Origin of the sequence: Streptomyces sp. RB17 (genome assembly GCF_009604455.1) — a bacterium.
Lineage (GTDB): Bacteria > Actinomycetota > Actinomycetes > Streptomycetales > Streptomycetaceae > Streptomyces.
This window is the reverse complement of the sequence record NZ_WEGL01000001.1, coordinates 153,329-166,987: the sequence shown is the minus strand read 5'-3', so window position 1 is coordinate 166,987 and position 13,659 is coordinate 153,329. Positions and strand designations below refer to the sequence as shown.

Below are 13,659 nucleotides of genomic sequence, written 5' to 3'. Positions count from 1 at the left end.
GTCTGCTGTCTGGTGTCTGGCCGTGAGGGGGCGGCGATCGTATGACCCGGGGATGGCCACCCAGTACACCCGGTCCACCCAGTCGGCGCAGTCCACCCCAGTCGGAAAGTTGACAAGCCTCGACTCAGGTTGGGCGAGTGGGCCGACCTGCGCGTTAGCCTCGGCCCAGAGACACCGCAAAAGTGATGAAAGAGGAGGCAGTCGTGGCCAGGGTTCCCAGTGCAGTCGTCGCCGCTACCGGGCTTGTCGGTGGGTACGGCGTGGCCCGTTGGACCAAGAAGCGGCAGCTGGGTGGGGCCGTGCTGGCCGTCGCCGGGGTCGCCGCCGCTCAGCAGTGGCGTGCGCAGGCCGGAGGGAAAGCCGCGGGTGCGCTCACGGCCGCTTACGTTGCCGCGTTCGCCGGGTCCCATCCGCTGGCCAAGAAGGTCGGCGCCTGGCCGTCCGTCCTCGGGGTCGCCGGCGCCGTCGCCCTCGCCTCCTGGGCCGTCGCCGACCGCAGGGGCTGATCCCCGGCCCCCGGCACCCCGGTTCCCCGGCACCTGCCGATCCCCGGCACCTGCCGAGCACGTCCGACCTCGGCGGCAGAACAGCGGTCAAGGCAGAGCAGTCGACAAGGCCTCGCACCCCCGCGGCCCCTCGGACCCCTAGTGCCCCTAGTGCCCCTAGTGCCCCTTGGGCCCGGATGCCCCTCCCGCCCCTCCCAGCCCCTCGCTACGTCACCGACTCGGCGATCAGCCGCCAGATCTCCGCGGCGAGGTCCATGTTGCCGTTCGACTGGGCCTGTTCGGCGAGGCCGCGCAGGCCGGTGATGGCTTCCTCGCGGTTGCCCTCCATGAGCAGCACCCGGTTGCGCAGCATGTCGAGCCTGACCTGTTCCTGATAGGACGTCACGTCGTCGAAGCCCTCGAGCTGGTCCAGCAGCGCGCGCGCTTCGGCGGGGCGGTCCTGGTGGACGGCCAGGCGGGCGCGCAGCGCCAGCAGTTGCTGTTCCATGGCCGGCGTTGCCGCGAACGGCATGTACGCCCGCACCTCCTCGACGCGCTGCTGAGCGGCCTGGATCTTCGGCGGTCTGTGCAGGAGATCGAGGAGCGCCGCATCGAGGCGCAGGCGCATCCACAGCGTGAGGTCGTCCCGGCCGTCGAACCCGCGGACGGCCTGGTCCATCAAGTCCGCGGCGGCATCCAGATCGCCCTGGCGACCCAGGACATTCACCTTGGTCCACACGGCCTCGGCCCAGCGCACTCCGGACTGCCCCTCGACCAGGGCGAGCAGTTCGTCGCCGTAGCGCGCGGCCTCGGCAAGCCGCCCGGCCTCACCGAGGGCCGACACCAGGGCCAGCAGCGTGGACGTCAGTACCCGGCCGGGAAGGCCTTCGCTCTTCGCCAGTTCGTAGGCGCGCGTCGAGGTGGTGACCGCGTCGTCGATCTGGCCGGTGCTGCGCATGCAGCGGGCCAGCTCGGCCAGCGCCCTGGCCTGCAGCTCGGGCAGTCCGATGCCGGCGCCGAGCGCGACCAGTTCGTCGAGGCTCACCCGCTGTTCCGCGAACTCCCGGCGCCGGCGGCGCCACTCGGCGACCTGCCACAGCGCCTGCCAGCGAAGGAGCGGATCCTCGCCGCCCGAGGCCTTCAGTGCCTCGGCGAGCGCCTCACCGGCTTCGTCCTGGCCGAGGCCGGTGGCCAGCGTCAGGCTCTGCACCAGCGACGTCGCCGTGGACTCCGCCAGTTCGGCCGGGGTGATGCCCAGCTGGGCGGCCAGATGGGCCACGGCGCGCTCGGTGGGCTGCCGGGCGCCGGATTCGAGCCGGGACAGGTAGCCGGTCGACATGCCCTCGCCCGCGAGGGCGGCGAGGGTCAGGCCCCGCTCGGTCCTCAGTTGCCTGAGTCGGCGGCCGAAAACCGGCTGCTCGAGCATGTCCGTACTCCCGCGGGTGACGACGCCGTTCGACGTCGGAGTGGTCCCTTTGCCCCCGACCCGATGCTAACCAGCTTGCCGACGCCATGGCAATTCTTTGCCTGCTCGCGAGTGTCCCGTTCAAGCAATTCGAGCCACTCCGGCAAACAGTCTTGGCAACTACTTGCCAACGCTCTGGCAAGCGTCCTAGCGTTCTCGTCGTCGCCGACGGGGACACAACCCACGGCATCGCAGAGGGAGTTCATGATGGGACAGAGCAACGGCGGCTTCTCCAAAACAGGGCTGCAAAGAGTGCGCGACGTACTGGCACGGCATGTCGATTCCGGGAAGATCCCCGGGGTCGTCGCGCTGTTCAGCACGGGCGACGAGACACACGTCGAAGCGCTCGGGACGATGCGCCACGACGGTGGCGAGCCGATGCGCCGGGACACGATCTTCCGGATGGCCTCGACGTCCAAACCGGTCTCGGTCGCGGCGGCGATGGTCCTGCTCGACGAGTGCCGGCTGCGCCTGGACGACCCGGTGCAGGAATGGCTGCCCGAACTCGCCGACCGGCGGGTGCTGAAGCGGATCGACGGCCCGCTGGACGACACCGTGCCGGCGCGGCGGCCGATCACCGCACGGGACGTCCTGACCTCCACCTTCGGACTCGGCATGGATATGACGTCGATCGGCACTCCGGTGATGAACGCGGTCTTCGAGCAGGGGCTCACCCCCAATCTGCCGACGCCGATGCCCGAGCCGGACGAGTGGATACGGCGCCTGGGTGAGCTGCCGTTGATGCACCAGCCGGGAGAGCGCTGGCAGTACCACATCGCCAGTGATCTGCTCGGCGTGCTCGTCGCCCGGGTCACCGGCCAGTCGTTCGAGGACTTCCTGCGCGAGCGGATCTTCGACCCGCTGGGGATGAAGGACACCGGCTTCCACGTGCCCGCCGACCGGATCCACCGGCTGCCGCCCCTGTACGCCCCCGACCCGCAGACCGGCGAGTTCCACGTGTGGGACGAGGCCGAAGGCGGGCGCCACAGCGCTCCTCCGGCCTTCCAGAGCGGTGGCGGCGGCCTGAACTCCACGGTCGACGACTACCACGCCTACTTCCGAATGCTGCTGAACGGCGGCGTGCACGGCGGCGAACGGATCCTGTCCCGGGCCGCCGTCGAGCTGATGACCACGAACCGCCTCACACCCGAACAGCAAGCCGCCCGACAGGAGTTGGCCACCAACAACGTGCACATCTCCTTCGGCCAAGGCCAGCACGGCGGCTGGGGCTTCGGGATGGCGGTGCGCACCTATCGCGGCGACTACGCGCCCGTCGGCCAGTTCGGCTGGGACGGCGGAAGCGGCGCCTCGACCTACGCCGACCCGGTCAACAACCTCACCGGAATCCTGCTCACCCAGGTCGGAGCGTCCGTCCCGAACCCGGTTCACCTCATGCACGACTTCTGGACCACGCTCTACCAGGCCATCGACGGCTGACACCCACCCGCTCGACGGCTGACACCGACCCGCCGTCCCCGCAGGCCCGCCCTCATCGTCGACCGAAGGAGCACACCAGCATGTCCCTCGCCCTGACCGACCAGGACAAGCTCACCCTGCGGACCGCCGCCTACGGCGCCGTCTCGCTGCTGGCCGCCGCCGACGCCGCCGGCTCGCCCCACAAGGTCGCCACCCACGGCTCCATCGCCCTGGCCTCCGCGACCGGCCCGGTCGGGCACGTGCTCGCCGAGCGGTCGAAGGCCGGCGACCTGAACGGCAAGACCGTGGCCGAACTGGCCGACCACGTGCTGCCGGCCCTGACGGCAGCCGTGATCCTGCTCAAGAAGCAGGATCCGGAAGAGGCCGACAACTTCCGCAGCATCATCGGCGTCGCCCTCGAAGCAGCCACCCGGGCCCGCACGGGCGAGCCCAGCCCCACCATGGCCGACATGACCCGCAAGATCACCAAAGCCCTCGACGCCGCTTGACCGGACATCGACCCGCACAGCCGCAGTTCCACGACCACTCGGGTACGGCTGACACAACGTCAGCCGTACCCGAGTGCCGTACCCGAAGTGCGGTACCCGAAAGGCCGTACCCGAAAAGCCATATCCGAAAAGCTGTCAGCGCACCGGCGCTCCCCGCTCCACCGAAGAGCCGTCACCCTGCCGAAACGCCCTCCGGTACGCCTGCGGGCTCGTCCCTACCACCCTCCGGAAGCGCTCCCGGAATGCCGTCGGTGAGCCGAAGCCCGTCTGGGTCGCGATCCGTTCCACCGGATACGGCGTCGTCTCCAGCAGGTGCTGGGCACGGCGCACCCGGGCCCGGTGCAGCCACTGCAGCGGCGTCGTGCCGGTCTGCTCGCGGAAGCGGCGGTTGAGGGTGCGAGTGCTCATGCCCGCCCGGTCCGCGATCTCGTCCACCGTCATGTCACGATCGCAGTGGTCCTCCAGCCAGTGCAGCAGAGGCTCCAAGGTGGCGCCCGACGGCGCCGGCGGCAGGTCGTGGACGATGAACTGGGCCTGGCCGCCCTCCCGTTCCAGCGGCATCACCGACATCCTCGCCGCGTGCGCGGCCACCGCCGAGCCGAAGTCCCTGCGGATCATGTGCAGGCACATGTCCAGGGCGGCCGCGGCACCCGCGGACGTCAGGAACTGGCCGTTGTCGACGTACAGGACGTTCGGGTCGACGGTCACCTTCGGGTGGCGCGCCGCCAGGTCACCCGCCGCGTACCAGTGGGTCGTCGCGCGCAGACCGTCCAGCAGGCCCGTCGCCGCGAACAGGAACGCGCCCACGCAGATCGAGGCGATCCGGGTGCCGTTCGCCGCCGCCGCGCGAAGGGCCTCCGTCACTCCCGGCGGGAGTTCCTCCGGGGGTTCCGCCACGCCCGGCAGGATGATCGTGTCCGCCTCCGCCAACGCCTCCACGCCGTACGGCGCGCGCACCGTGAAGGCCCCCGCGCTCACCTCCCGGCGCACCGAGCACACCCGCACCCGGTACGGCACCCGGCCGTCCGGCAGCCGCGCCCAGCCGAAGGTGTCGACGGGGGCGGAGAGGTCGAAGGGGATGACGCCGTCCAGCGCCAGTACGGCCACGGTGTGCATGGCGGGATCCTAGACGTACGGCGGATTACCGCCAACGGCGCCCAGCAGTACCGTAACCGCCGTGACCCGCCGCAACCCGCCGTAACCGCAGAACAGCCCGGCCCATCCGTCTGGCGGGAATCCGTTGAAGACTGGCACTCCCGCCACTTCTGCACCACCCGCCCGCCGCCTACCGTCACCGCGTGACCAAGTTCCTCCTCGCCGTCCACGTCCTCGCCGCCATCGTCGCCGTAGGCCCCGTGACCGTCGCCGCCAGCATGTTCCCGCCTGCCGCGCGCCGAGCGCTCTCAGCACCGGAGGACGAGAGCGCCACCGGGACCCTCGGCCTGCTGCACCGCATCTGCCGGATGTACGCCCTCGTCGGCGTCGTCGTCCCGGTCTTCGGGTTCGCCACCGCGAGCCAGATGGGCGTACTCGGGAGCGCCTGGCTGATCGCGTCCATCGTGCTGACCGCCCTCGCCGCCGTCGTCCTGGCCGCGCTGGTACTTCCCGCCCAGAGCGCGGTCGTGGAGGGCCGGGGCACGCAGGAGCACACCGCGCGGCTCGCCATGTTCACCGGGGTGTTCAACCTGCTGTGGGCCACCGTGACCGTCCTGATGATCGTGCGACCCGGCTCCACGACAGGAGCCTGACCCCCTTACGGCGCCCTCGGCGCCGGCGGTGCCGACGGCCCCGCACCCCTCCCGCCCTTCGCGCTCGGCGCACCCCCCGTCGCCGACTTCGCCCGGCTCGCCACGGCCGTCAGCGGACGGGCGATGTCCTCCAGGGAGCGGCGCTCCGCCCGTACCGCCAGCAAGGCGGCGACCAGACCCGCCGCACACATCAGGGCCGCCCCGATCGAGAAGGCCAGGGCCGTGTCGCCGACCCGGCCCGTGCCGGTGAGGTCGGCGAACAACAGGGGGCCGCTGATGCCGCCGGCCGCCGTGCCGAGGGCGTAGAAGAAGGCGATGGACATCGCCCGCGTCTCCATCGGGAACACCTCGGACACCGTCAGATACGCGCTGGACGCGCCCGCCGACGCGAAGAACAGCACCGCGCACCAGCAGGCCGTCAGCGTGCCCGCGCTCAGCGCACCCCGGTCGAACAGCCACGCCGTACCGAACAGGAGCAGGCCCGACAGCAGATACGTCGAGGAGATCATCACCCGGCGCCCCACCGTGTCGAACAGCCTGCCCAGCAGCAGCGGGCCGCAGAAGTTGCCGACCGCGATCACCGCGAAGTAGTAACCGGTGTGCCCGGAGGGCACATTGAAGAACCTGGTCAGGATCGCGCCGAAACCGAAGGTGATCGCGTTGTACAGGAACGCCTGGCCGATGAAGAGGGAGAAACCGAGGACGGCACGCCTGCGGTAGTGACCGAAGACCGTGCGGGCGATCTCCCGGAACGTCACACTCTCGCGCTGCTGGATCTCCAGCTCGCCCCGCGGCCCGGGCAGCGTCACACCCTTCTCCCGCTCCACCCGCCGCTCGATCCCGGAGACGATCTCCTCCGCCTCCCGGTCCCTGCCGTGGATCAGCAGCCACCGCGGACTCTCCGGGACGTGCCGGCGCACCAGGAGGATGACCAGGGCCAGTACGGCCCCGAGGGCGAACGTCAGCCGCCAGCCGACGTCCCTGGCCAGCAGGTCCGTGTTCAGGGCCACGATCGACAACAGCGAGCCGCCGACCGCACCCAGCCAGAAGCTGCCGTTGATGATCAGATCGACCCGGCCACGGTGGTCCGCGGGGATCAGCTCGTCGATCGCCGAGTTGATCGCCGCGTACTCACCGCCGATGCCGAAGCCCGTCAGAAAGCGGAACAGGAAGAACCACCAGGCCTCCCAGGAGACCGCGGTGAGCGCCGTCGCCGCCAGATACACCCCCAGGGTGATCATGAACAGCTTCCTGCGGCCGAAGCGGTCCGTCAGGCGGCCCCAGAACAAGGCACCCGAACAGGCACCGGCCACATACAGCGCGGCGGCCGTGCCCGTGATCTGGCCCGACGTGATCGACACCCCGCTGCCCGGCTCGGCCAGCCGGCTCGCGATGTTGCCGACGACCGTGACCTCCAGACCGTCCAGGATCCAGACCGTCCCCAGACCGATCACGATCGTCCAGTGCCAACGGGACCAGGGCAGCCGGTCCAGCCTGGCGGGAATGTCGGTGATCACGGTCCGGCCGGCCTGCGGCGACGCTGCGGCGGCGCTCGCGCCCATGGGCTCCCTCCTCGCCGAAGGACGTCCCCCCGACCAGCGGGGACAGCAGGACGGGTGCCCCGGCCCCGCGATTTCAGGCGCCGAGCGTCCGCGTCACCACATAGATCAACAGCCCCGCCAGCGACCCCACCACCGTGCCATTGATCCGGATGAACTGCAGGTCGCGGCCGATGTGCGCCTCGATCTTCCGGGTCGTGTGCTCGGCATCCCAGCCCGCCACCGTGTCCGTGATCAGCGAGGTGATCTCCCTGCGGTACGTCGTCACCACGTGCACCGCCGCGCCCTCGACCCAGCTGTCGACCTTCCCCTGCACCTTCGACTCCGTCGCCATCCGCGTCCCCAGCGACAACAACGCGGCCCGCACCCGCAACCGCAACTCACTCCGCTCGTCCTCGGCCGCCGCCACCACCATCGCCCGTACGGCAGTCCACGCGGACGCGATCAGATCCTGCACCTCGCCCCGGCCCAGCACCTCCCCCTTGAGCCGCTCCACCCGCGCCCGGGTGTCCGTGTCGGACTGCAGATCGGAGGCGAAGTCGGTGAGAAAACGGTCCAGCGCCCCACGCGCCGGATGCGACGGCATGTCCCGCATCTCGGTCACGAACCGCAGCAACTCCTTGTAGACCCGCTCGCCCACCTTCCGGTCCACGAACCGCGGAGTCCAGCCCGGCGCACCACCCTCCACCGCCACCATCACATCGTCCCGGTGCAGCACCAGCCAGTCATGCGCACGCGCCACCACCAGGTCCACCGCCCGCCGATGCCCGCCATCGGCGACGATCCCCTCCAACAACTTGCCGATACCCGGCGCGATCTCCTTGGTGTTGGCCCGCCGCGTGATCGCCTCACTCACCACCACCTTCACATCCCTGTCCCGCAACACGGTCAGCGCACCGCGCAGCGCCGTGGCCAGCTCCGCCGTCACCCGGTCCGCGTGCTCCGGCTCCGCCAGCCACGTCCCCAGCCGGCTGCCGATACCGACCGCGCGCAGCCGCTGCCGTACGACGTCCTCGGACAGGAAGTTCTCGCCCACGAACTCACCCAGCGAGACACCCAGCTGATCCTTCTTCGTGGGGATGATCGCGGTGTGCGGAATCGGCAGCCCCAGCGGATGCCGGAACAGCGCGGTCACCGCGAACCAGTCCGCGAGCGCGCCCACCATGCCGGCCTCCGCGGCCGCCGCGACATAGCCGGCCCACGGCCCGGCACCCCCGTGCGAGGCGAGCTTGGCCAGAACGTAGACCACCGCAACGAACAGCAGCATGCTCGTCGCCGTGAGCTTCATGCGCCGCACCCCGCGCCGGCGCTCCTCGTCGGCCGGGGTGAAGGCCGTCATGGTCCTGTACGACACACCTCGCGCCGGCGCCGCTTCCGTCTCGGTCGGTTCCATCAGCTCCACCCGTCCAGCTCCACCCGCTCGGTGATCCCGCACACAATTGTCCCTTCCTGACCGACTCCCGGAACGGAACAAGAGTTCCCGGCGTCTGTCAGAACGGGGGTTTGAGCAGGGCCCTGACAGCCTCCCCCACCCATGACGCATCATGGGCTCATCAAGATCGGAGCCTCGGGCTCCCATCCCCGAGGAGAACAACACAAGCGTGACCAGACGTCGTGGTTATGCCGTACTGAGCGCGCTCGTCGCACTCGTGCTCACCGTGTCCGCCGCCATCTACCTCACCGTGACGGCCGACAACGGCACCCCGCTCGGCGCCCTCACCGACGACCGCCCCCACCACGGCTCCTCCGCCGCCCCCGCCTCCACCGGCACCTGGGTCGGCGCCTGGTCCGCCTCCCCGGTGGGCGGCGAGCCCGGCACCGAGACCACCGGCCTCGCAGGCCACTCCGTACGCAACGTCGTCCACACCAGCACCGGCGGCACCAACGCCAGGATCACGCTCTCCAACCTCTACGGCCACGAACCGCTGACCATCACCCACGCCTCGATCGCACTCTCCGCCGGCGACGGCACCGCCGCGGCCGACCCCGACTCGATGCGCCGCCTCACCTTCAACGGCGCCACCAACGTGGTCATCCCCGCCGGCGAACAGATCGTCAGCGACGCCGTACACCTCGCCGTCCCACACGACAGCGACGTCCTGATCACCACCTACTCGCCCACCCCCTCCGGCCCCGTCACCTACCACCCGCACGCCCGGCAGAACTCCTACGTCGCCGCAGGCGACGCCACCGAGGACGCCACCGGCACCCCCTACACCCAACAGACTCCCCACTGGCGCTACGTGACCGGCCTGGACGTCCTCAGCAACGAGGCCGACGGCACCGTCGTCGTCTTCGGCGACTCCATCACCGACGGCATCACCTCCACCACCGGCGCCAACCACCGCTGGCCCGACATCCTCGCCGGCCGCCTGCGCACCGCCCTCGAAACCGGACGCCCCATGCCCCGCTACAGCGTCGTGAACGAGGGCATCAGCGGCAACCAGGTCCTCACCGACGGACTCGGCCGGCCCGCCGAGAACCAGAGCGGCCTCGACCGCTTCGGCCGCGACGCACTCGCCCACCCCGGCGTCAAAGTCGTCGTCATCGACCTCGGCGTCAACGACATCCTCCGCAACCCGCAACTCGCCGACCCCGACGAGATCATCGCCGGCCTGCGCACCCTGGTCCGCGAGGCCCACGCCCACGGCCTGAAGGTCATCGGCGCCACCCTGATGCCCTTTGAGGGCCACCGAGGCTGGACGGCGGCCCGGGAGACCGTCCGCCAGCAGGTCAACGCCGAGATCCGGTCCGGCCGGGTGTACGACGCCGTCGTCGACTTCGACAAGGCCCTCCGCGACCCGTACGCCCCCCACCGCCTCCGCCCCGACTACGACTCCGGCGACCACCTCCACCCCAGCGACCTCGGCTTCGCCAGGATGGCCACGGTCTTCGACCTGAACACCCTCAAGGGCGCGGGCCAGGCGGAACTGTAGACACGGGCGCGAGGAACACCGACGGGCTGACGAGATACTGACTGGCATGACCCGCTTGATCCTCGCCACCCGCAACGCCGGAAAGATCACCGAGCTGAGGGCGATCCTCGCCGAGGCCGGACTCCCCCACGAGCTGATCGGCGCCGACGCCTACCCCGACATCCCCGACGTCAAGGAAACCGGCGTCACCTTCGCCGAGAACGCCCTGCTCAAGGCCCACGCCCTGGCCCAGGCCACCGGGCTCCCCGCAGTCGCCGACGACTCCGGCCTCTGCGTCGACGTCCTGAACGGCGCCCCCGGCATCTTCTCCGCCCGCTGGTCCGGCCACCACGGCGACGACAAGGCCAACCTGGACCTCCTCCTGGCCCAGCTCGCCGACATCGCGGAAGAACACCGCGGCGCCCACTTCGCATGCGCGGCGGCGCTGGCCCTGCCGGACGGGCGCGAGCGGGTGGTCGAGGGCCGGCTGCGGGGCGTGCTGCGCCACGCCCCGGCCGGCACGAACGGCTTCGGCTACGACCCGATCCTCCAGCCGGAGGGCGAGACACGCACGTGCGCCGAGCTGAGCCCCGAGGAGAAGAACGCGATCAGCCACCGGGGGAAGGCGTTCCGGGCGTTGGTGCCGGTGGTTCGGCAGTTGTTGGGCTGAGATGACGAAGAGGCCCCGCACCTTGGAATCTAAGGTGCGGGGCCGCTTTTGCCTGTGCGCCCGGTCGGATTCGAACCGACAAACACGACCACCTAAAGATCGCCGCTCGGCCGTTGGCGTACGGGCGCGTAAGCCGGGCCCTACTTTACTGTGCTACGCCGTTCGGCGTCCGCCCCCTCTGCACCAGGTGCTCGTGGTCGCGTGGCAGTTGGGGCAGAGCAGCCGGAGGTTCGCGCGCCGGTCGTCGCTCCAGTCGCCGTTGATGTGGTCGACTTCCAGCGTCATCGGCTTCCCAAGCCACTCCGGACCAATTCCACACTCGGCACACTTCTCGGGTACACCCACCTCATGGAGCGCGCGGCGCAGCAGCCTGGTCTTTGTCCGGCACTTGCCATCGTGCTTCACCAGGATGTCCTCGGCGCGCTTGGTGAACTCCGGGCGTAACTTCCCCCTCTGATGCGCCTGTCCCAAGAAGTGTGTGGTGGTGAGCTTCTCCTCGGCGATCCACTGCCGCAACATCGCGCGTTGCCCACCGTGGTCGGGGCGTCCGAGTCTGCTCAGAACACTTGCGATGGAGGTCGATGCAGCAACCGCCGCACGCAGCTCGTAGGAGGTGGGACGAGGCCGCCTACGGCCGCAGCGCATGTGCGCGATGTCGATCCCGAAGTGAGCGAAACGCTTCACGAGATAGCGATCGAGCTTGTTGTACCGCTCGGTACCGAAGTAGGCGATGACCTCTTCAATGCTGAAGCACACCTTGGCCGCCTCTACCAACCGCTCACGGGTGTACTGCACGCCGCTGCTCATACCACGCCGCCCCGAGAACGGCCCTTGCCGCGCCCCCGGTAATTGTCCGTGGTCGAATGGCAGTTGGGGCAGAGGAAGCGAAGGTTCTCGATCCGGTTGTCCCACCAGTTGCCGTCGATGTGATCGACCTCCAGCGGGAGCGGGCGGCCGCGCCACACTGGCTCCGTGCCGCACCGGGCACAGCGCTCCGGCATGCCGACGGATGTCATCGCCCACTTGAGCCTGTCGCTCTGGATGCGCCGGGCCTGGGTGACCGGTTGCTCGACGAGCAGAGCCTCCGGTGTTCGGGCGCGCCAGGGTTTCCCTTGCTGTGTCGGCACTTGGAAGTGCGAGGTGTCGATCCCGTACGCCCTGATCCGGCGGCTGATGTGCGTGTGATGGCCGCCGACGACCTCCAGGCCGAGCCGGCGCAGCACCTCGCACATGTTCGTAGAGGCGGCGACGGCCCGCTCAAGGACCTCCCTCGTCCACTTCACCCCCTCCCGCTCGAAGTGAGAGACGTCCACCCCGAGTTTCTTCATCCGGTCCAGGACATACCGCCGCGTCGAACTCCTCGGATCCACCCCCAACCTCTCCAACGCCTCCGACAACGTCCGCGCCCCGCGAGCCGCCTCCTCCAGGCGCTCCTTCGTGTATGCGCTGGCCCCCATCGAGCCCCCTCCGTTCCGGGCGTGCGTTCGCAGCCCGTACGGAGTAACGAACCGGTTATCGGACAGTCACGCTCGGAAATGAGAAAAGCGGCCCGCACCGGGCATCAAACCGGTGCGGGCCGCCAGCGACAGGCTCAGGTCCTCAGATGCCCAGATCCTTGATGATCTTGGCCACGTGGCCCGTGGCCCGGACGTTGTACAGGGCTCGTTCCACCTTGCCGTCCTCGTCCACCACGATCGTGGAGCGGATGACGCCCATGTACGTCTTGCCGTAGTTCTTCTTCTCGCCGTAGGCGCCGTAGGCCTCGGTGACCTTCTTCTCCGGGTCGGCCAGCAGCGTGACCTTCAGGGATTCCTTCTCGCGGAACTTCGCCAGTTTCTCCGGGGCGTCGGGGCTGATGCCGAGCACGTCGTAGCCGGCGGAGGCCAGGAGGGAGAGGTTGTCGGTGAAGTCGCAGGCCTGTTTGGTGCAGCCGGGGGTCAGGGCGGCCGGGTAGAAGTAGACGATGACCTTGCGGCCCTTGTGGGCGGACAGGGAGACCTCGTTGCCGTCGGCGTCGGGGAGGGTGAAGGCGGGGGCCACGTCCCCCGGCTGGAGTCGCTCGCTCATCGGGCCAGCGTAACCGGGGGGCCTTGCGGTGCGCCGGGAGGAGAAGCTGACAGACTGTCCGGAACAGCATCAGAGACTTCGGAGGCCGTACGGTGGCGGACACGTCGGACACCAGAACCCCGGCGCAGATCGAGGCGGACATCAAGCGCCGCCGCGAAGTGCTGGCCGAGACGCTCGACGAGATCGGGGTGCGGGTGCATCCGCAGACGATCATCGGGGATGCCAAGGCCAAGGTCGTCGCCAATGTCGATCACACGGTCGGTCGGGCTTATGTGCAGGTCAACCGGGTGGTGAGTGAGGTGCGGGCGCAGTTCGTCGATGAGGAGGGCGGGCTGCGGGTGGAGCGGGTCGTGCCCGTGGCGCTGCTCGCGGTCGGTGTCGTGGGGCTGCTTGCCGTGGGCCGCAGGCGGCGCAAGCGCTGACCCGGGCGCGGACGAGCGTGGCGAAGGCAGGTAGGTTCGAGGCGTGAGCGCCAACAGAAACGAGCATCGCACCCCCCATCACGACAAGCTTCCCATCCGGATGCTGCACGACCGGGTTCTGGTCAAGCAGGAGACCGGTGAGGGTGAGCGGCGGTCGGGGGGCGGCATTCTGATTCCCGCCACCGCGGCGGTCGGGCGGCGGCTGGCCTGGGCCGAGGTCGTCGCGGTCGGGCAGAACGTACGGACGGTGGAGCCGGGTGACCGGGTGCTGTTCGATCCGGAGGACCGCGCAGAGGTCGAGGTTCGGGGTGTGGCGTACGTGCTCATGCGTGAGCGGGATCTGCATGCCGTGGCCGCGGACCGTTTCGAGGGGTCGGAGGACTCCACCGGTCTGTATCTCTGA

15 protein-coding genes and 1 tRNA gene are annotated in these 13,659 nt (G+C 69.8%); 8 read left to right on the top strand and 8 right to left on the bottom strand.

What is annotated here, in order from left to right; genetic code table 11:
• Nucleotides 1–203 precede the first annotated feature (203 nt).
• Nucleotides 204–506: a hypothetical protein gene (locus SRB17_RS00750; RefSeq protein WP_323374794.1), complete on the top strand. Its 303-nt coding sequence runs from the start codon at nucleotides 204–206 to the stop codon at nucleotides 504–506.
• Nucleotides 507–711: 205 nt separating this feature from the next.
• Here the strand turns inward: SRB17_RS00750 and SRB17_RS00745 are convergent, their stop codons facing one another.
• Nucleotides 712–1,911: a helix-turn-helix domain-containing protein gene (locus SRB17_RS00745; protein ID WP_153533692.1), complete on the bottom strand. Its 1,200-nt coding sequence runs from the start codon at nucleotides 1,909–1,911 to the stop codon at nucleotides 712–714.
• 246 nt (nucleotides 1,912–2,157) lie between these two features.
• On the opposite strand from SRB17_RS00745, the gene SRB17_RS00740 reads away from it, so the two are divergent.
• Both SRB17_RS00740 and SRB17_RS00735 read left to right on the top strand, forming a co-directional pair.
• Nucleotides 2,158–3,387, top strand: coding sequence for a serine hydrolase domain-containing protein (locus SRB17_RS00740; RefSeq protein ID WP_153535483.1), 1,230 nt, complete (start codon nucleotides 2,158–2,160; stop codon nucleotides 3,385–3,387).
• Nucleotides 3,388–3,467: 80 nt separating this feature from the next.
• Complete coding sequence (locus SRB17_RS00735) at nucleotides 3,468–3,875, top strand: hypothetical protein (protein WP_153533691.1); 408 nt, start codon at nucleotides 3,468–3,470, stop codon at nucleotides 3,873–3,875.
• Nucleotides 3,876–4,010: 135 nt separating this feature from the next.
• Here the strand turns inward: SRB17_RS00735 and SRB17_RS00730 are convergent, their stop codons facing one another.
• Nucleotides 4,011–4,991, bottom strand: coding sequence for a GlxA family transcriptional regulator (locus SRB17_RS00730; protein WP_153533689.1), 981 nt, complete (start codon nucleotides 4,989–4,991; stop codon nucleotides 4,011–4,013).
• A gap of 182 nt (nucleotides 4,992–5,173) precedes the next feature.
• Here SRB17_RS00730 and SRB17_RS00725 point away from each other — a divergent pair, with 182 nt between their 5' ends.
• The gene (locus SRB17_RS00725) at nucleotides 5,174–5,623 is read left to right on the top strand and encodes a hypothetical protein (protein ID WP_323374793.1); all 450 of its coding nucleotides are present in this window, start codon (nucleotides 5,174–5,176) and stop codon (nucleotides 5,621–5,623) included.
• 5 nt (nucleotides 5,624–5,628) lie between these two features.
• Here the strand turns inward: SRB17_RS00725 and SRB17_RS00720 are convergent, their stop codons facing one another.
• Nucleotides 5,629–7,185, bottom strand: a complete 1,557-nt coding sequence (locus SRB17_RS00720; protein ID WP_153533685.1) for an MFS transporter — start codon at nucleotides 7,183–7,185, stop codon at nucleotides 5,629–5,631.
• A 73-nt stretch (nucleotides 7,186–7,258) separates the two neighbouring features.
• On the bottom strand, nucleotides 7,259–8,521 hold the full coding sequence (locus tag SRB17_RS00715) for a DUF445 domain-containing protein (RefSeq protein ID WP_153533683.1): 1,263 nt from the start codon (nucleotides 8,519–8,521) through the stop codon (nucleotides 7,259–7,261).
• 262 nt (nucleotides 8,522–8,783) lie between these two features.
• Here SRB17_RS00715 and SRB17_RS00710 point away from each other — a divergent pair, with 262 nt between their 5' ends.
• Together SRB17_RS00710 and rdgB are read left to right on the top strand one after the other, a co-directional pair.
• A complete protein-coding gene (locus SRB17_RS00710) occupies nucleotides 8,784–10,118 on the top strand; it encodes an SGNH/GDSL hydrolase family protein (protein WP_323374792.1) in 1,335 nt (444 codons plus the stop codon).
• Between the two features lie 46 nt (nucleotides 10,119–10,164).
• Nucleotides 10,165–10,767: an RdgB/HAM1 family non-canonical purine NTP pyrophosphatase gene (gene rdgB, locus SRB17_RS00705; RefSeq protein WP_153533679.1), complete on the top strand. Its 603-nt coding sequence runs from the start codon at nucleotides 10,165–10,167 to the stop codon at nucleotides 10,765–10,767.
• 55 nt (nucleotides 10,768–10,822) lie between these two features.
• Here the strand turns inward: rdgB and SRB17_RS00700 are convergent.
• The 4 genes from SRB17_RS00700 to bcp all read right to left on the bottom strand — a co-directional run bounded on the left by SRB17_RS00700 (nucleotide 10,823) and on the right by bcp (nucleotide 12,834).
• A tRNA-Leu gene (locus SRB17_RS00700) sits at nucleotides 10,823–10,895 on the bottom strand.
• Between the two features lie 25 nt (nucleotides 10,896–10,920).
• Complete coding sequence (locus tag SRB17_RS00695; RefSeq protein ID WP_153533677.1) at nucleotides 10,921–11,574, bottom strand: HNH endonuclease; 654 nt, start codon at nucleotides 11,572–11,574, stop codon at nucleotides 10,921–10,923.
• Nucleotides 11,571–12,224: an HNH endonuclease gene (locus SRB17_RS00690; protein ID WP_153533675.1), complete on the bottom strand. Its 654-nt coding sequence runs from the start codon at nucleotides 12,222–12,224 to the stop codon at nucleotides 11,571–11,573. The genes SRB17_RS00695 and SRB17_RS00690 overlap by 4 nt, the downstream gene beginning before the upstream one ends.
• Nucleotides 12,225–12,366: 142 nt before the next feature.
• Nucleotides 12,367–12,834: a thioredoxin-dependent thiol peroxidase gene (gene bcp, locus SRB17_RS00685; RefSeq protein WP_153533673.1), complete on the bottom strand. Its 468-nt coding sequence runs from the start codon at nucleotides 12,832–12,834 to the stop codon at nucleotides 12,367–12,369.
• A gap of 92 nt (nucleotides 12,835–12,926) precedes the next feature.
• On the opposite strand from bcp, the gene SRB17_RS00680 reads away from it, so the two are divergent.
• Both SRB17_RS00680 and SRB17_RS00675 read left to right on the top strand, forming a co-directional pair.
• Complete coding sequence (locus tag SRB17_RS00680; RefSeq protein WP_323374791.1) at nucleotides 12,927–13,256, top strand: DUF3618 domain-containing protein; 330 nt, start codon at nucleotides 12,927–12,929, stop codon at nucleotides 13,254–13,256.
• Between the two features lie 100 nt (nucleotides 13,257–13,356).
• Nucleotides 13,357–13,659: a GroES family chaperonin gene (locus tag SRB17_RS00675; RefSeq protein WP_143638545.1), complete on the top strand. Its 303-nt coding sequence runs from the start codon at nucleotides 13,357–13,359 to the stop codon at nucleotides 13,657–13,659.